The sequence below is a fragment of the Microbacterium zouquanmingi genome (assembly GCF_052266675.1).
Taxonomy (GTDB): Bacteria; Actinomycetota; Actinomycetes; order Actinomycetales; family Microbacteriaceae; genus Microbacterium.
The window spans coordinates 571,707-590,064 of the sequence record NZ_JBQPRA010000002.1; the positions used below are offsets into that span (position 1 = coordinate 571,707).

13 protein-coding genes are annotated in these 18,358 nt (G+C 65.5%); 3 read left to right on the plus strand and 10 right to left on the minus strand.

The window, feature by feature from the left end:
* Positions 1 to 5: 5 nt before the first annotated feature.
* The 7 genes from ACTU6V_RS06755 to ACTU6V_RS06785 all read right to left on the minus strand — a co-directional run bounded on the left by ACTU6V_RS06755 (position 6) and on the right by ACTU6V_RS06785 (position 8,674).
* The gene (locus ACTU6V_RS06755) at positions 6 to 1,442 is read right to left on the minus strand and encodes a GH1 family beta-glucosidase (RefSeq protein ID WP_443475284.1); all 1,437 of its coding nucleotides are present in this window, start codon (positions 1,440 to 1,442) and stop codon (positions 6 to 8) included.
* A complete protein-coding gene (gene yicI / locus ACTU6V_RS06760; protein WP_443475285.1) occupies positions 1,439 to 3,676 on the minus strand; it encodes an alpha-xylosidase in 2,238 nt (745 codons plus the stop codon). The genes ACTU6V_RS06755 and yicI overlap by 4 nt, the downstream gene beginning before the upstream one ends.
* Positions 3,676 to 4,563, minus strand: a complete 888-nt coding sequence (locus tag ACTU6V_RS06765) for a carbohydrate ABC transporter permease (protein ID WP_443467896.1) — start codon at positions 4,561 to 4,563, stop codon at positions 3,676 to 3,678. Before ACTU6V_RS06765 ends, yicI begins: the two co-directional genes overlap by 1 nt.
* Positions 4,563 to 5,525: a carbohydrate ABC transporter permease gene (locus ACTU6V_RS06770; RefSeq protein ID WP_443467335.1), complete on the minus strand. Its 963-nt coding sequence runs from the start codon at positions 5,523 to 5,525 to the stop codon at positions 4,563 to 4,565. The genes ACTU6V_RS06765 and ACTU6V_RS06770 overlap by 1 nt, the downstream gene beginning before the upstream one ends.
* 59 nt (positions 5,526 to 5,584) lie before the next feature.
* A complete protein-coding gene (locus ACTU6V_RS06775; RefSeq protein WP_443475286.1) occupies positions 5,585 to 6,889 on the minus strand; it encodes an ABC transporter substrate-binding protein in 1,305 nt (434 codons plus the stop codon).
* A gap of 126 nt (positions 6,890 to 7,015) precedes the next feature.
* On the minus strand, positions 7,016 to 8,026 hold the full coding sequence (locus tag ACTU6V_RS06780) for a LacI family DNA-binding transcriptional regulator (protein ID WP_443467333.1): 1,011 nt from the start codon (positions 8,024 to 8,026) through the stop codon (positions 7,016 to 7,018).
* A 189-nt stretch (positions 8,027 to 8,215) separates the two neighbouring features.
* Entirely contained in the window at positions 8,216 to 8,674 is a 459-nt protein-coding gene (locus ACTU6V_RS06785) for a GNAT family N-acetyltransferase (protein WP_443467332.1), read from the minus strand.
* 117 nt (positions 8,675 to 8,791) lie between these two features.
* Between ACTU6V_RS06785 and ACTU6V_RS06790 the strand changes: the two genes are divergently transcribed.
* Complete coding sequence (locus ACTU6V_RS06790; protein WP_443475287.1) at positions 8,792 to 11,008, plus strand: NADP-dependent isocitrate dehydrogenase; 2,217 nt, start codon at positions 8,792 to 8,794, stop codon at positions 11,006 to 11,008.
* Between the two features lie 179 nt (positions 11,009 to 11,187).
* On the opposite strand, the gene ACTU6V_RS06795 is transcribed toward ACTU6V_RS06790, so the two are convergent.
* The 3 genes from ACTU6V_RS06795 to ACTU6V_RS06805 all read right to left on the minus strand — a co-directional run bounded on the left by ACTU6V_RS06795 (position 11,188) and on the right by ACTU6V_RS06805 (position 13,877).
* A complete protein-coding gene (locus ACTU6V_RS06795; RefSeq protein ID WP_443475288.1) occupies positions 11,188 to 12,648 on the minus strand; it encodes a L,D-transpeptidase family protein in 1,461 nt (486 codons plus the stop codon).
* A 225-nt stretch (positions 12,649 to 12,873) separates the two neighbouring features.
* Positions 12,874 to 13,353 carry a hypothetical protein gene (locus ACTU6V_RS06800; protein ID WP_443467329.1) on the minus strand — a complete coding sequence of 160 codons (480 nt, stop codon included), beginning with the start codon at positions 13,351 to 13,353 and terminating at the stop codon, positions 12,874 to 12,876.
* Between the two features lie 116 nt (positions 13,354 to 13,469).
* The gene (locus tag ACTU6V_RS06805) at positions 13,470 to 13,877 is read right to left on the minus strand and encodes a RidA family protein (protein ID WP_443475289.1); all 408 of its coding nucleotides are present in this window, start codon (positions 13,875 to 13,877) and stop codon (positions 13,470 to 13,472) included.
* A 26-nt stretch (positions 13,878 to 13,903) separates the two neighbouring features.
* Between ACTU6V_RS06805 and ACTU6V_RS06810 the strand changes: the two genes are divergently transcribed.
* Positions 13,904 to 15,121 (plus strand): type III PLP-dependent enzyme domain-containing protein, encoded by a 1,218-nt coding sequence (locus ACTU6V_RS06810; RefSeq protein ID WP_443467327.1) that lies wholly within the window; start codon positions 13,904 to 13,906, stop codon positions 15,119 to 15,121.
* Positions 15,112 to 18,357, plus strand: a complete 3,246-nt coding sequence (locus ACTU6V_RS06815; protein WP_443467326.1) for a family 20 glycosylhydrolase — start codon at positions 15,112 to 15,114, stop codon at positions 18,355 to 18,357. Before ACTU6V_RS06810 ends, ACTU6V_RS06815 begins: the two co-directional genes overlap by 10 nt.
* The last annotated feature ends 1 nt before the right edge of the window (position 18,358 follow it).

The window sequence follows — 18,358 nt, forward strand, 5'->3', positions numbered from 1 at the left end:
GCTGCTCAGGCAGGCAGAGAGCGAGTGTGCACGAGCTCCTGGTACCAGCGCCCGGAGTCCTTCACCGTGCGCTCCAGAGTGTCAAAATCGACGCGGACGATGCCGAATCGCTTCGCGTAACCATAGCCCCACTCGAAGTTGTCCAGCAATGACCAGACGAAGTAGCCGCGCAGGTCGACACCGCGCTCCATGGCACGGTGCGCTGCGGTGAAGTGGCGACGCAGATAGTCGGTGCGCTCGGGGTCGGGAATAGTCCCGTCCTCTGCGACCTCGTCTTCGAACGCGGCGCCGTTCTCGGTCACCATGAGCGGCTGCTTCGGGAACTGCTCCGAGAGCGAGACCAGCAGTTCCTCGAGGCCCTCCGGCGCGATGTTCCAGCCCATCGCTGTGTACGGCCCAGGCTGCTGTACGAACTCGACGGCCTGGTCGCTGCCCGGCCATGCGGTGCCGGCCGAGGTGCCCTTATGCCCGTCGTTCTGTTGCTTCTCGGACACGCCGTCCCACAGCCGGACAGTCGCCGTGGAGTAGTAGTTCACACCGAGCACGTCGATGGGCTGGTTGATCGTGGCAAGGTCGCCGTCCTGCACGAAAGACCAGTCGGTGACCTCCGCGGTGTCGGCGAGCAGATCGGCGGGATACTCGCCGCGCAGCATCGGATGCGTGAACGCGCGGTTCGCGAGACCATCGATGCGGCGCATCGCCTCGGCAGCACCGTCGCCCTGGCCGCGCAGCACGTGGAAGTTGAGCGTGACCGAGTAGTCGGGGTCTCCGGTGGAGGTTGCCCGCAGCGCCTGGATCGCGCGGCCGTGCGCGAGGTTGAGGTGGTGCACGGCAGCCAGCGCGGATGCCGGCTCGGTGCGCCCTGGTGCGTGGCCGCCCTGGCCGTAGCCGAGGTAGGCCGAGCACCACGGCTCGTTGAGCGTCGTCCAGGTGTGCACGCGGTCGCCGAGCGCGGTGCCCATGATCTCGGCATAGCGTTCGAAGGCATCGGTGGTGGCGCGCGAGGTCCAGCCGCCGGCGTCTTCGAGGTACTGCGGGAGGTCCCAGTGATAGAGCGTGGCGACGGGGCGGATGTCGCGCTCGAGCAGACCGTCGACCAGACGCGAATAGAAGTCGATGCCCGCCTGATTGACCTCGCCGGTGGCGGTCGGCTGGATGCGCGGCCACGCGATCGAGAAGCGGTACGCGCCGAGACCCAGGTCCTTCATCAGGTCGAGGTCCTCCGAGGCGCGGTGGTAGTGGTCACAGGCTATGTCTCCCGTGTCGCCGTTCCAGACCTTGCCGGGCGTCTTGCTGAACGTGTCCCAGATGGAGGGGGTTCGGCCATCCGCGGCAGCCGCACCCTCGATCTGGTATGACGCGGTCGCCGATCCGAACGTGAACGAGGGCGGGAAGACGAGACCGGAGTCGCGATAGTCAGCGGAACCGGTGATGGAAGTCATTCGGTGGTCTCCTCAAGGTCTGCAGTGTAAGTGCGGCTTGTACCGTCGGGGGCGGTGACTGTTACCGATGCGGTTCCGGAGCCTCCGCGGAACACCCGCAGCGTCAGGCCATCGTGGTAGTCGTAATCGGGACGGTCCTCGCGCGCGCCCCATGGCACAACGCTACCGGGCCGGACGTAGAGAGGCAGAGATGTGTAATCATGTGTTTCACGGCGCCAGCCGCCGCCCTGCACGACCTCACCCGTCAGCAGCGAGGTCCACTCACCTTGTGGCAGATAGAACTCCACCTCTCCGGTCTCGGAGAACACCGGTGCGACGAGCAGATTCCCACCCAGCATGTACTGGCGATCCAGGTGTGCGACTGAGGGATCGTCAGGGAACTCGAGCTGCATCGGGCGCATGATCGGCACACCGGTCGCCGCAGCGTCCACGCCGAGTTGGAACAGATAGGGCATCAGCCGCATCTTGAGGTGGGTGAAGATGCGGGTCACTTCGACCGCTTCCTCATCGAACGCCCACGGCACGCGATACGAGCTCGAGCCGTGGAAGCGAGAGTGCGAGCCGAGCAGGCCGAACGCCGTCCAGCGCTTGAAGACCCCGGCATCTGGCGTGCCCTCGAAGCCGCCGATGTCATGGCTCCAGAACGCGAAGCCGCTGAGTGCGAGCGAAAGCCCCCCGCGCAGCGTCTCGGCCATCGACGCGAAGGTCGAGGTCGAGTCCCCGCCCCAGTGCACGGGCATGCTCTGGCCTCCGGCGGTCGCGGAGCGGGCGAACAGCACCGCCTCGCCCTCGCCGCGAGCCTCGGTGAGCACTTCGTGCACGGCACGGTTATAGAGCTGGGTATAGAGGTTGTGCATCCGAGCGGGGTCTGACCCGTCGGCCCAGATCACATCGGTCGGGATGCGCTCGCCGAAGTCGGTCTTGAAGCAGTCCACTCCCTGTGCGACGAGTCCTCGCAGCTTCGACTGGTACCAGGCGACAGCATCCGGGTTGGTGAAGTCGACCAGCCCCATTCCGGCCTGCCACAGGTCCCACTGCCAGATCGATCCGTCGGCGCGCTTCACGAGGTACCCCGCGTCACCCGCCTCGCGGAAAAGCGGCGAACGCTGCGCGATGTACGGGTTGATCCACACCGAGACGCGCAGATCCTTCTCGTGCAGCCGCTCGAGCATTCCGGTGGGGTCGGGGAACACCCGGGGGTCCCACTCGAAATCGCACCAGTTGAACTCGCGCATCCAGAAGCAGTCGAAGTGGAACACCGAGACCGGAAGCTCGCGTGCAGCCATCTCGTCGATGAACGAGTTGACGGTCTTCTCGTCGTAGTCGGTTGTGAAGCTGGTCGACAGCCACAGGCCGTACGACCAGGCCGGAACCACCGGCGGGCGCCCGGTGAGCGCGGTGTACCGCTCCAGCACGTCCTTCGGAGTGGGGCCCGCGATCACGAAGTATTCGAGCACTTCGCCTGGCACCGAGAACTGCACGCGCTCAACGGCTTCCGAGCCGATCTCATACGAGACGTGGCCCGGATCGTTGACGAGGATGCCGTAGCCGCGGTTGGAGAGATGCAACGGCACGCTCTTGTAGGCCTGCTCGCTGGAGGTTCCACCATCAGCGTTCCAGATCTCGACGGTCTGGCCGTTCTTGACCACGGGGCCGAAGCGCTCGCCGAGCCCATAGATGAGTTCTCCGACGCCCAGATCGAGCTGCTCGTGCACGAACGTCGTCTCGGCGGGCACCGGCGATGCGGCGCGCGCGTTGCCGACGATGCCCTGGTCGACCTCGGCGTCCGGGGCGACGCGCAGGTAACCCTGCGATTTGTGTCCGCTGCCGGTCACCCGGCGCCCGTCGATCTCGAAAGAGAGGTTCCACGGGGCGCCAGGGGTGACGCGCGCGGTCAGGGGGCCAGCGGTGAGCACACCGCTGGCCGCGGTGACGGATGCTGCTCCCGCTCCGCCTTCGGATGCGCCAGGCAGCTCGAAACCGCCGTGCCAGTGGCCGCCTTCGTGATGTGCAATGCGTACCCGGATCACACCGTCCGCGGGGGAGGAGAGGGTCGTGGTCAGCACCGGGCGGTTGAGAGTGTCGCCGCGCTTGGAGATGACGAAGGTCGGAGCGGTGATCACCAGACCCTGCCCGTCCGGGGTGTTCGACGTGGGCTCGATGTCGTACGCCTCCTGTGCGTACAGCGCGGTGACGCCTGGGCGCAGCTGCCAGAATCCGTCGGTGAACTTCATTATTTGATGGCTCCTGCCGTGATGCCACGCGTGAGCGTGCGCTGGAAGATGAGGAAGAAGATGAGCGTGGGGATGATGCCCAGGAGGGCTGAGGCGCTCGTCGTGGTGACATCCATGAGCCGGTCGCCCTGCAGAACGCTGATCGCCACGGGGACGGTCTGATTCGCATTGGATGCCAGGAACGTCAGCGGGAGGAGGAACTCGTTCCATGTCCAGATGAAGAAGAAGATGAGGAGCACCGACAGGGTCGGCCTGCTGATCGGGAACACCACCCGCCAGAGGATCTGCCATTTGGTCGCACCATCGATCGATGCGGCCTCGAGCACCTCTTTCGGGAACGTGCCGTACACGGAAGAGAGCAGATAGGTGCCGAATGCCGCTTGCACGACGGTGAAGACGATGATCACCGACCAGACGTTGTCGTAGAGACCTACCGACTTGAACATGTAGTAGAGCGGGTAGAGCAGCGCTTCCTGCGGCAGCAGGTTCGCCATCAGGAAAAGCAGCACGATCCAGCTGCGTCCGCGCACGCGGCCGATGCCGATGGCGAAGGCGTTGAACATCGAGATGACGACGGCGAGAACCGAGACGACACCCGAGATGAAGATCGAGTTCCAGACCTTCTCGGGGAAGTTCACGCGCTCCCAGAACGCGACCATTCCGCTGAAGTCGAGACTTGCCGGGAGTCCCAGAGGTCCCGCTGTGGCGTACTCGGTGGGGGACTTGAACGAGTTGACCAGCACGAGGTAGAACGGGGCGAGCACAGCGATCGCTCCGATGATGACGAGCGCGAGCAGCAGCCAGTCGACTCCGCGCTTCTTGGTCATTCCCCCGCGGGGGCGGCTCTTCCCGTGCTTGCCGGTGACGATGGCAGTGGTGGCGTGCATCACAGTCCCGCCCTCTCTTTGCGCTCGAGTGCGTTCTGCACCCGGATGAATACGATCGAGACGATGACGACGACGATCGTCAGAACTGTGGCGATTGTGGCGCCATAGCCGACGTTCCGCTTCGTGAAGAACTCCTGGTACGCGTAGTACGCGGGAACCAGCGTTGACCCTGCGGGTCCGCCGCCGGTGATGACGTAGACCGGGCCGAAGACCTTCAGAGCCGCGATCGTGCAGGTGAGGGTGACGACGAAGATCTCGGGGCGGATGATGCTCATCGTGATGAGACGGAACCGCTGCAGCCAGTTCGCTCCATCGAGCTCGGCGGCTTCGTAGAGTTCGGGGTCGACGCGCTGGAGGGCCGCCATGAAGACGACGACGGGGTAGCCGATCTGCACCCAGATCAGCACGACCATGAGCACGATGAGCGCCGAGGGCATCTTGCCGAGCCAATCGACCGCACCGATGCCGAAGGCGCCGAGGATCTGGTTCAGCGCTCCGTCCGATCCTGGGCGCACGATCCAGCCGATCACGATGCCGGCCACGACGACCGGAAGGATCTGCGGGAGGTAGAAGGTCGCACGCAGGAAGCTGGCGGTGCGCCCGCCGAACTTTCGCCCTACGACATCGAAGAGGAGAGCCGCGATGACCAGTCCGAGGATGGTCGGCAGCACCACCATGGCAAGAACCATCCAGATGGAGTTCGTGAACGAGGTCCAGAAGTCGTCGTCGCCGAAGATCTTCACCCAGTTCTCGAGGCCGATGAACTCGGGGGCGCGCACCCCCTTCCACTTGGTGAAGGTGAGGTACACGTTCCAGATGAGCGGCACGATCACGATGACCAGCAGCAGGACGAAGCCCGGGAGAAGGTACGCCCAGTAAGCCTTCGTGCCGGAGCCGCGCTGTGGGATCGACGGCTGCTCAGCCGGCGGGCGCACCCGCTTGGTGCGTGTGAGTTGTGACATGGTGGTTGCCTTTCCCTGCGAGAGGGTGGGGGCGGTGTTGAGCCGCCCCCACCGATCGATCAGCGGTACTCCGCAGTTCCTTCGTCGTACTGCTCGCCGAGGTTGGCGTTGGTCGTGGCGACGTCCTGCGCACCGGTGATCAGTCCCTGCAGCTCCTGCACGATCACGTCATAGAAGCCGGGGGCCGGCCAGTCCGGGAAGAACGACAGGCCATCAGCATCGAGGACGCCGTTGAAGGCGGTGATGAGCTCCTGGCTCTTCTCGTCGGTGATGTCTGCCGGGTCAGCGGCGACCGGAAGGCCACCGTTGTTGCCGATGATCGCCTGGATCTCCGGGCGCATGGTGATGTCGATGAACTCGTACGCGAGCTCCTTGTTCGATGCGTTCTCCGGCACAACCCACAGGTTGCCCGACGAGCCCAGCGAGAGCTCCGCCTCGGGGAACGCCTGCAGCGTCCAGTCGAAGCCGGTGGCCTCGTTGACGAAGCGTCCGTACCACCAGGAGCCGGAGACGAAGATGGGCGAGGTTGCGTTGATGAACGAGACTCCGGCATCCTCCGCCTTGATCGACGAGACGTCGCTGGCGATGTATCCCTTGTCGACGTAATCCTGGAGCGTCTGAGTCGCGTAGGTGATCTCGTCGCCCTCCCAATCGACCGGGTTCTCATAGAGCTGGTAGTCGTCGACGAAACCGCGGTCGGCCTGGGTCAGCGCCAGCTGATACCAGAGCTGTCCGAGAGGGTACTCCGCGCCGGCCTCGGCGAGGGGAGTGATGCCCTGTGCGACGAATGCATCCATGACAGCGACGAACTCGTCGTACGTCTCGGGGATCTCGAGCCCTGCCGCGGCAAAGGCATCGTTGTTGTAGTAGACACCGACGAACTCGCCGTAGTTCGGGACGCCGTACCAGGAGTCTCCGCCCATGACGCCGTCTTCGCTGTAGCGCGCTGTCGTCTGTAGCGAAGGTGCGAGCTTCTCGTCCCAGCCGTATTCAGCGACAGCGTCAGAGATGTCGGTGATCAGACCGGTCGATGCGAGGAAGCCGGCGGTGGCGTTTCCCTTGTTGAACTCCATCAGGTCGGGCGCGGCATCGGTGTCGAGCACCTGGCTGGCCGTCTTCTGAATCTGCTCGAAGGACTTCTCCTCGAACTCGACCGTGGCGCCGGTCTCTTTTTCGAAGATCGAGATCGCCTCGGCCCAGGCCTTGCCCATCGCGCTGTCAGCACCCTCGTAGTGCCAGAGCTTCAGGGTGTCGGATGCTCCGTCGTCACCCCCACCGGCGGAGCATCCGCTCACCGTGAGTCCTAGGGTGGTGACCGCGGCCAGTGCGGCCAGGGTCTTCGTACTGCGGGTGAATCGTGCCATCGTCGGCACTCCTTTCTCGGGTCCGGCGGTGCCGGGCAGTGCTTTCAGGTGTTGTTCGCTGTGTGACGGGTGTGGAATCGAAGCGCTTCGACAGCGGGCATGGCGCAACGATCGACTGCGGATCGGTCACGCCCGTGGGGGTGCGACTGACCCTTCCTCTCGATACTCGGGAGGAATCAGGTGTACAGACGGAACAAGCGATTCGTCGAGGCTTCGGACCGCGAGGTCGACGGCGAGATCGCAGGACAGCTGGGGGATGAGGGGGATGGTGTCGATGGCAACGGCCAGCGTCGTGGTGTCGAACGAGGCGCACGCGGAGATGACCGAGATGTCCACGCCGATGCGCAGGCCGCGTTCTGCGAGGACGGACAGGACGATCTCGTGCACATCGTCAGCTGCGTGGAGCACGAGTGCTGTCGCTCCCTCGTCGAGTGCGGAGGTGACAGCGCGACGGACGATGCGCTTGTCGGTGACGGATGCTCCGCTCGCACTGAACGCGGGTGCAACGCCGCGCTCCTCGGCGCGGGAGAGGAAGCCCGCACGGAGCCGGCGCGGGAAGTTCGAGCGGCGATAGGCGGTTTCGCTCTGCCCGATGAGTGCGATGTTCTCGTGTCCCGCATCGACGAGTCGGTCGACCGCCAGAGCGCCAGCACTCTCGAAATCGAGGTCGACGCAGTGCAGCCCTTCGTGATCATCGGGAATGCCGATGAAGATCGTCGGCGTGCGAATCGAGCGAGCGATCTCGACACGCTCATCGTCGGGGGCGACGTCGAGTACCAGTACGGCGTCGACCAGGTCGCTCGCCGTGACGCGGCTCATGCCTGCGGAGGCCTGCTCGTCGGTGAGGAGCAGGATGTCATAGCCGCGCTTGCGTGCTGCGACCGAGGCGGCAAGGACGAAAGCCATGTGCGTCGGCGCGTGAGTATCGGGACGCAGAGGCTCGGTGAGTGCGAAGATGTGCGTGCGTCGCCCTGCGAGCATCCGCGCGCCGGCATTGGGGAGGTAGCCGAGTTCTCGGACGGCATCCTCAATGCGGCGACGCGTCTTCTCAGAAACCGGTCGATTGCCGCTGAGCGCATAGGAGACCGTGCTGATCGAGACGCCAGCGGCTTTGGCCACGTCGTGGATCGAGGTCATGCGGACTCCATCGTCTCGGTGAGATCAGTTCATCGAAGCGTTTCGCGAAGCGCTTCGACGAAATGATATGCAGAGACGATGGCAGAGCGCAACCCTTTTGTGGGGTTGGGCAACAAAAAGAATGCCAGCGATCGAAGGAAGGCGACGGAGCCTCGGTGGGGGAGGGGATCCGAGACCCCGCCGCCGGTATTAGGGGGCGACCTGGATGGACGCGATTACCTCGCCGTACTCGGTCTCGCCGACCTGCGTGAAGCCGACGCGCTCGAAGAATGCGCCAGGGCCGCCATCGCCTGCCTCGTAGATGACATCGACGTGGCCCATGTCGCGCGAGCGGGCTTCGTCGATCAGCGCTGCTACCGCGAAGCGGCCGACGCCTCGACCCTGATCGTCGGCATCGACATTGATGCGCCACAGCACGGAGCGGAAATGCTCTTCGGGCGCCTCAGGGTCGAAGTTGGCGCTGACGAAGCCGACGACCTCGTTGCGATCGAGGACCACACGCTGCCAGGACGTCTGCGGGTTGATCACCGTAGCGGCGATCCCATACGAGACAGGTGCGAGGAACTGCTCCTGCCCTGGCTTGAGAGACAGGTTGTTGACCGCGACGATCGTCGCAGCGGACAGTTCGACCACGCGCAGTTCAGTCATACGCCCAGGGTAACGTCTCTGCGCAGTGTGTGCGCCAAGTTGTCAGCGAACGTTGATAAGTCGACTCAGGTATCTTGGTATCGAGACAAATTTGACTCGTGAACGGAGAATCTCCCGGTGACCGACGACGCCATCATCTATACGTACACGGACGAGGCACCGGCTCTGGCCACCGCGTCGCTCCTCCCGATCGTTCAGGCTTACGCAGGCAAGGCGGGAATCGAGATCGAGACCCGCGACATCTCGCTCGCCGGCCGCATCCTCGCAGCGTTCCCGCAGCGGCTGACGGCTGATCAGGAAGTGTCCGACGCGCTCGCTGAGCTCGGCGGCCTTGCCACACTGCCCGAGGCGAACATCATCAAGCTGCCGAACATCTCGGCATCCATCCCGCAGCTGAAGGCGGCCATCGCCGAACTGCAGGCGCAGGGCTACGAGATCCCCAGCTTCCCCGATGAGCCGTCCTCGCTCGAAGAGAAGGACATCCGCGCACGCTACGACCGCATCAAGGGCTCTGCTGTGAACCCCGTGCTGCGCGAGGGCAACAGCGACCGCCGCGCGCCGCTGGCCGTGAAGAATTACGCCAAGAAGCACCCGCACACGAACAAGCCGTTCGCCGAAGGCTCGAAGACCCGTGTCGCCACGATGAGCGAGAACGACTTCAAGCACAACGAGAAGAGCTGGGTCGCCGCCCACGACGACGTCCTCACGATCCGTCACACCGCAGAGGACGGCACGGTCACCGTGCTCAAGGACAACCTCAAGGTGCTGCCGCGCGAGATCATCGATGCGACCTTCCTGTCAGCATCCGCTCTCGATGCTTTCCTTGCTGAGACCCTCGAGGCGGCCAAGAGCGACGACGTGCTGTACTCGGTGCACCTGAAGGCGACGATGATGAAGGTCTCTGACCCGATCATCTTCGGCCACGTCGTGAAGGCCTTCTTCGCGGATGTGTTCGCTCGTTTCGGCGACCAGCTGGCATCGGCCGGCCTCAGCGCCAACGACGGCCTCGGCTCGGTCCTCGACGGCCTGGCAGAAATCGAGGGCGGCAAGGCGATCGCCGACGAGTTCGCCGCGAAGATCGCAGCAGGTCCCCGCCTGTCGTATACGAACTCCGACAAGGGCATCACGAACCTGCACGTCCCCTCGGACGTCATCGTGGATGCCTCGATGCCCGCGCTCGTCCGCAATGGCGGCAAGCTCTGGGGGGTCGACGGCGGAGAGGATGACACGCTCGCTGTCATCCCGGACTCCTCGTACGCCGGTGTGTACCAGGCCGTGATCGAGGACGTCATCGCGAACGGTCCGCTGAACCCGGCCACGATCGGCACCGTGCCGAACGTGGGCCTCATGGCGCAGGCCGCTGAGGAGTACGGCAGCCACGACAAGACGTTCGAGATCGCTTCGGCCGGCCGCGTCGAGGTTCTCGATGGTGAAGGCCATGTCGTGATCGAGCACCGCGTGGGTGCGGGCGACATCTGGCGTGCAACGCAGACCAAGCACATCCCGGTCATGGACTGGGTGAGGCTTGCGGTTTCTCGTGCACAGGCGACCGGCGACCCGGCCGTGTTCTGGCTCGACCTGAACCGCGCCCACGATGCACAGCTCATCGCGAAGGTGCACCAGGCGCTTGCAACCCTCGACACCGATGGGGCGCAGATCTCGATCCTGGCCCCTGAAGAGGCGACGCGCTACACGCTCGCGCGCATGCGTCACGGCCTCGACACCATTTCGGTAACGGGCAACGTGCTGCGCGACTACCTCACGGATCTGTTCCCGATCCTCGAGGTGGGCACCTCGGCGAAGATGCTCTCGATCGTTCCGCTGCTCGCCGGCGGTGGACTGTTCGAGACCGGTGCCGGTGGATCGGCGCCGAAGCACGTGCAGCAGCTCGTCGAGCAGAACTATCTGCGTTGGGACTCGCTGGGCGAGTTCTTCGCGCTGGCAGCCTCGCTCGAGCACTTCGCGAACCGCACCGGAAACGAGAAGGCCCGCGTCCTCGCCGAGACCCTGGATGCCGCAACCGGCACCTTCCTCGAGGAGGACCGCTCGCCCGGGCGCAAGCTCGGCACGATCGACAACCGCGGCAGCCACTTCTACCTGGGGCTGTACTGGGCTCAGGAGCTCGCGAAGCAGACGAAGGATGCCGAGCTCGCGGCAGCCTTCGCCCCCATCGCTGAGAAGCTCGCAGCCGACGAGGCGGAGATCGTCTCCGAGCTCATCGACGCTCAGGGCTCTGCCGCGGACATCGGCGGGTATTACCGGCCCGACGTCGAGAAGGTCGCGAAGATCATGCGTCCCTCGCAGACGCTGAACGCGATCATCGACGCGATCTGACGCTGATTACGTGAAAGGCCGGATGCTTCAGCATCCGGCCTTTTACGTATTCATCACGCTGCTCGCGCGGCTCATTCCTGCTCGCGCTGCTTATTCCTGTTCGCGCGGCGCAAATATCAGCAGCGCGAACGGTTTTGAGCAGCGCGAAGCAGGGAACTGCAGCATGGAGCAGGGCGGCGTCAGTAGTGCACGTTGACGGTGACGCCCTCGGGCGACCAGTTGTACAGCCACTGGGCCTTTCCGATGGGCATGCCCACGCAGCCGTGGCTCATCGGGTTGCCCCAGTTGCTGTGCCAGTAGACACCGTGCAGCGCTTCATCACCGTTGAAATACATGACCCACGGCACATCCGGCTGGAAGTAGTTGGGCGCCTTGGTGAGATCGCGGTTGCCCATGTTCTGGCTGGAGGTCTTCCAGCCGATCTGGAACGACCCGGTGTGCGTAGCGTTCTCGCCGATACCTGAGGACACATACCAGGAGTCGACGACAGCGCCGTTCTCGATAGCCGAAACCGTCTGGTTCGAGAGGTTGATGTCGATCTCGCGAACGAGCGCCGTGCTCTCGAATGGAGTCTCTGTGACCGCGATCGGCTGGACGGCATCGCCAGCCTCGATCTTCTCGGCGAAGTCTGCGGCGACCGTGCTGGTGTCTCCAAGTGCGCGTCCGTTGACACCGGCCGTCAGCTCTCTGAGCACGGTGCCGTTGGCGTTGGTGATGGTTTCTGCGGACACGGGTGCGCGATCGACCGCGGCAGGAAGGGCATCGACAGTTGCTTGGATGGCAGCTTCGTCTGCAACGACACGCAGCGTGCCGTCCTCGTCGACGACATCGATCCAGGTCGCAGCGACAGCGGGAGCCACCGGAACGGTGCGCTCTTCTCCGATATAGAAGCCGAGCGTGGTGAGCATCGTGTTCAGGTTGGTGGCGACGTCTGTGGCGTCGGCATCGCTGACGGCGGCAGGCGCCTCAGAGGGCGCGCCGGAGTACTCACCGGCATTGTGGTCTGAGGCGACGGCATCGGTCATCGCCGCGGTGAGGCCAGTGAGGTCGACGCCGGTTCCGGCGATGGCCGGGGTGGTCGCATAAGTGCCAGTGGCCTCATCGAAGACGACGGCCGCGTCGACAGCGTCTTCGTAGCTTGTCGGAGCCAGCGCGCGCAGAGTCTTGTGCGCCAGCGCGGGGTCAAGGGCGATGTCGCCTGCGATCGGGGCCGACATCCATGAGCCGACATTCCACATGGGGTGCTCGGTGAATGCCGCATCAGCAAGCGCCGCGGCATCGACGCTCGCGCCGATCTCGGAACCGGTGACGACCGGTTCGCCGTTGACATCGGTCAGCGTGATCTCCACGTCAGCGAGGCGGGACTCGACGACGTCAGCGGCGGCGCCAGGGGTCAAGCCGCCGACCGGGATCCCCGCAATCGTCGTGCCAGGAGCGATAAGGACCATCGAGGCGGCGCCCAGAGCCACCAGCAGTGCACCCGCGCCGAGTCCTACCCAGAGGGCGGTGCGGTGCTTCTTGGGTGCGGGCTCGCGAGGTGCCCACTCGAGTGGCTGATCGCCATCGTTCGGCGGCAACGCCTCTGTAACCGCTGCGCTCGGAGCGGTCTCTGCACCAGGTGATGCGATGAGATCGGTCACGAATTCACCCCCCGTGAGTTGACGTGACATATCCCACTATCATACGGGGCTGTTTATAACGGCGAGGCAACGGTGTGTCAAGCAGAGGCGCCCCGGCATCTGACGATGCCGGGGCGCTTCGAGGNCCCCTCCCCTCTGTTTCTGTTAGCAGCGTCGAGACAGCGGTGCTCCAGGCGGGTCCACCCCTGGGTCTGATGGCCTTGGTCCGCTTCGAGGTTCCGCCGATCAGCTGCAGAGTTCCTGCAGTGCGGTGGCCGAGTCCGTCATGTCGGTGGTGATGGTGCTGAGGTCGGATGCTGCCGACATGTCCTGGTCGACGAGAACTTTGGAGAGCACCTCGCTCAGCGCTCCGAAGTCTTCGTAGACCGCGGTGGTCGCAGCCTTGACCTCTTCGTTGGAGACGCTGTCTGCTGCGTCGCCGAAGGCGGCGACGACGGTGTCGAACTGGTCGACAGTGGTCTGCGGGTCGGTCGCCCCGGTCGTGTCGATCTCACCGGCGGCGGTGCTCGCCTCCTGGAGCTTGGGCAGCACGATGCCACAAGCCTCTTCGACGGACTGGTCGGTGTTGGTCTCTTCTGCGGGCGCCGAGCTGTCAGCCGAGTCGGCCGAATCATTCGAGGTGTCCTCGGATGCGCCTCCCGAACATGCGGTGAGGCCGAGGACGGCGACGGTGGCGATGGCGAATGCTGCGATACGACGGTTCATATGTGATTTCCTCAATGACGGCACCACGAAGAGTGGTGCGTTTCTCCGGTCGGTGACCAAGTCAAACACATCAGAAGGGTCGCCGCCGATGGGGAGGAGCACCCATGGGGGAAAGCTCAGCTCTCGACAATCGCGATTCCGTCAATCTCGACGAGCATCTCCTCGCGGGGAAGGCCGGTGAACACGGTGGTGCGCGAGGGAAGCACGCCGCTGGGGGTGTGCGCGGTCACGAAGGCGCCATAGGCGTCGTTCATGGCGGCGAAGTCCGATCGCTCGGTGAGGTAGACCCGCAGCATCACGACGTCGTCGAAGCTCGCACCGGATGCCTCGATGATCGCCTTGACGTTCTCGAGGGTGCGTGTGGTCTGGGCGGCGACGTCGCCGGGGTAGAGGTATTCGTTCGTCGTCGGGTCGACGGGGCCCTGACCGGAGACCTGGATGAAGGGTCCTTTGCGCACTCCCTGTGAGAAGGTGTGCGCGGGAGCCGGTGCGGCGTCAGTGATGATTCGGGTCTTCATGGTCATGCTTTTTACCCTAGTAGCATTGTTAGATGCCTCTACTAATTCCGGATCCGGTCGTCGGGCGATGGGCCAAGGCGTTCCCCACTCGAGCGCACGGACTGCGGCTCTCTGACATCGCCGATGCGGGACTACGGCTGTCCGAGTTCCGCACCCCGGTGATGACCGTGAATGAGACAGCCCTCGCGCACAACGAGACCACGGTCTTCGACTGGGCTGCGGAGCAGGGAGTCGTCCTCGCCCCGCACGGCAAGACGACGATGGCGCCGGCCCTCTGGCAGCGTCTTCTCGACGCCGGTGCATGGGGGATCAGCGTGGCCACCCCATGGCAGGCCTCGATCGCGATCGAGGCGGGTGTTCGCCGAGTGCTCATCGCGAATTCCGTGACGGATGCCGCGGCCGCGGCCGAACTGGGCCGGGCGCTCGCCGCCGATCCTGATCTGCGGATCATCTGCTGGGCGGATTCGGTGGACACGATCACGATTCTCGCGAGCGCGGGCATCGATCCTCGGTATCCGCTCGATGTGCTCGTCGAACTCGGCGGCGCCGGCGGGCGCACCGGTGCACGGACGATCGACGAGGGCGAGAGGGTCGCTCAGGCGATCACCGATGCCGCGGGGCTCCGGCTCGCCGGCGTCGGCGGTTACGAGGGGCCGTTCGGTCCCGACCGAAGTGCGGAGTCGGTGCAGGCGGTCGATGCCTTCCTCGGCACCATCCTCGAGCTGCACCATCGACTGTCGTACCTGACCGGCATCCGTCCGATCCTCACGGCCGGAGGCAGCTCGTTCCCGGATCGGGCGGCGACAGTGCTCGCATCAGAAGGCGACGACGTCGAGATCGTGCTGCGATCGGGGGCCTTCCAGATCCACGACGACGGTTTCTACGAGCGGATGTCCCCGTTCGGGCCGCTCACCGGTACAGCGCGGCTGCGTTCGGCGATGCATGCGTGGGCACGAGTGGTCTCACAGCCGGAGCCGGGACTCGCGCTTCTGGATGCCGGCCGCCGAGACGTGCCGTTCGACATCGACCTTCCCGTCCCCCAGTCTGTGCAGGGTGAGATCACCGCGCTGAACGATCAGCATGCGTTCTTGCAGTTCGCCCCAGGGGGGCAGGTTCCGGTCGGCACCGTGGTGCGTCTCGGGCTGTCGCACCCGTGCACGGCCTTCGACAAATGGCGGGTCGTGCCGGTGATCGACGATCCGGATGCGGATGACCCGAACATCATCGGTGCGGTGGCGACATGCTTCTGAGCGCGGAACAGGCTGCCGCGGGACGCGTGCGGATCTACCGCCGCGCCACAGTCATCGACGGCAGCGGTGCTCCGCGGTACACGGCAGATGTCGCTGTCGAGGGAGAGCGGATCGTCGCCGTCATCCGCACAGGCGACGAGCGAACTCTCGAGTTGCCGGCCGGTGCGGTCGAAGTCGAGGCGAGCGGTCTCGTCCTCGCCCCCGGCTTCATCGACATGCACGCGCACAGCGATCTTGCCGTGCTCACCGGCGCCGCGCACGAGGTGAAGCTGCGCCAAGGCGTCACCACCGAGGTCGTGGGCCAGGACGGCCTCGGATATGCTCCGCTCGATGACGCGGCGGCGTCGGTAATTCCCGCGCAGATCGCCGGATGGAACGGCCCGTGCGATGCGCCATGGCGCACGATGGACGACTTCCTCACCGCGATAGACGCGGCAACGGCGGCGAACGTCGCCGTGCTGGTTCCCCAGGGGAACCTCCGGATGATGACCGTCGGTCATGAGAACCGGGCCGCGACCGAGGCGGAGATCGGCCGGATGTGCGCGCTGCTGGGCGCAGCGCTCGACGCCGGCGCATTCGGAATGTCGAGCGGACTCACGTACACGCCGGGAATGTACGCCTCCACCGCTGAGCTCGAGGCCCTGTGCCGCGTCGTGGCCGAGCGAGGTGGATACTGGGCCCCGCATACCCGCAGCTATGGCGGGGGAGCCCTTGACGCTTACCGCGAGGCGCTCGATATCGGTCGCCGCACAGGCTGCCCCATCCACCTCACTCACGCCACGATGAACTTTGCGCCCAATCGCGGTCGTGCCGCCGACCTGCTCGCGCTGGTCGATGCGGCCATCGCTGACGGCGTCGACGTCACTCTCGACACCTACCCGTATCTGCCGGGCGCGACGACGCTCGCCGCCCTCCTGCCGAGCAGGCTCGCGGGCGGCGGAGACCTCATCGCCGCCATCCGAGCGCTGGATGCCGCTGGTCGTGAGCAGGTGCGCGTCGAACTCGAAGAAGTCGGCTGCGACGGCTTCCACGGAGAACGGGCGGACTGGTTGCAGATCGAGATCTCCGGCACCGCGAATCCCGCCCTCTCCGGGCTGGTCGGATGCACCATCGCCCAGATCGCTGCTGACCAAGTCCGACGCCCCATCGATGTCGTGCTCGACACGATCGTGGAGGATGCCGGGGCCACCGGCATCCTCATGCACATCGGTGACGAGCAGAACGTCCGCGAGATCATGCGGCATCCGCATCACACCGGGGGCAGCGACGGGATCCTGATCGGCGCGAAGCCGCACCCTCGCGGATTCGGAGCGTTCCCGCACTACCTGGGGCGCTATGTGCGAGAGCTCGGCGTCCTCAGTCTGGAAGAGGCTGTGCAGCATCTCTCGGCCACACCGGCGCGCAGACTGGGGCTCGATCGCGCGGACGCACCGCGTGGTGTGATCCGAGAGAGAGCCGCGGCCGACCTCGTGCTGTTCGATCCTGATACCATCGCCGCCGGCGCGACCTTCGACGATCCGAGAGCACGACCGGTCGGAATCATCGAGGTGCTCATCGCGGGCGCCCCCGTCGTCGCGAATGGCGATGTCACGGGTGCCGCACCCGGTCGCGCACTTCGGATGCCGCCGCCGCCTCACCGGGCGACCATGCCGCTGATCGAGGCCGAGATCGACCCGCACCGCGCGTCGTTCGTGTTGCATCGCGATGCAGCCGTCATCGCGCCGGAGTCGCTCGGCGGCGTCGGCGCGATTCTGCGCGAGAGTCTCGGACTGAGCGATGCGACGAATCCGGATGCTCCGCGGATCGTGCTGCGAATCGATGACAGTCTCGAAAGGGATGAATCGTTCCGGATCGAGGCCGATGGCGACCAGATCGTGCTCGCCGGGGCTGCACCGGTAGCCGTCTTCCGGGCAGCGATGACTCTGCGTCAGTTGTGCGCTCCCGACGCGGCGATCGGCTCTCGCATCCCCGCTGGCACGTGGGCGGGCGCCCCCGCTCACCGCTGGCGCGGCGCGATGCTCGACGTCGCACGGCACTTCCGGCCGGCGGCCGACATCCGCCGACTGGTCGACCTGCTCGCCGCCCACCACCTGAATGTGCTGCACCTTCACCTCACCGATGACCAGGGCTGGCGCTTCGAGGTGCCCGGATTCCCCCGGCTCACCGAGATCGGTGCGCGCCGCGACGCCACTCAGCGCGGTCACGGGCCCCGTGCGAGCGTTGTTGCCGGTGTGCACGAAGGGTTCTACACGACGACGGAGCTTCGAGAGCTCGTCGAGTATGCGGCAGCTCGCTTCGTCACGATCGTGCCGGAGGTCGAACTGCCGGGTCACGTGCAGGCTGCGCTTGCGGCCTATCCCGATCTCGGCAACGTCGACGTCGGCGAGGCGGCCACGGCGCCCTGGGAGCGATTCGGAGTCAACCCCCGCGTCCTGGCGCCGACGCCAGACGCATTGGCATTCGGTCGTGCGGCGATCGATGCGCTGTGCGACGTCTTCGACTCGCCCTGGATCGGGATCGGCGGTGACGAGGTTCCGGTCGACGAATGGGCGCAGAGTCCCGCGGCGGCCGAGCGGATGCAGGAGATCGGCCTTGCTGCACCGCACGACGTGCAGCCGTGGTTCACCCGGCACTTCGTCGAGCATGTCCGCGCCCGCGGGCGCACGGCTATCGCGTGGGATGAGGTGCTCGAAGGCGACGTCCCCGATGGTGTGACGATTCTCGCCTGGCGCGGCCCCGTGGCCATGGCGGAGGCGCTGCGCCGCGGCATCCCGGTCATCGGATGCCCCGACCTGCACACCTATCTCGACTATCGCCAATCCGCATCCGATGATGAGCCGGTGCCGGTCGGTCCTCCGCTCTCGCTCGAGCGGGCGTACGGTCTGAGCCTGCCGGACGGCGTCATCGGTGGGCAGGCGAACACCTGGACCGAGCACCTGACGACCCGTGACCGCGTGGACTTCGCAATGTTCCCGCGTCTGAGCGCCATCGCGGAACGACTCTGGGCCGGGGGCGCACCGGGCGACATCGAAGGCTTCCTCCGCCGTCTCCCGGTGCAGCAGAGCCGACTGGCCGCCGCCGGCGTGCAGTATCGTCAGCTCGACGGGCCGACACCCGACCAGCGTCGGCCCGGCATCCCCGGGAAGCCGATCAGCATCGCCGACCGCGAGCAGATCGTGACGGAGCTCGTGAAAGAACTCCGACTTGCGCAGACCCCTGTTCGTAAGGTGAACTAAC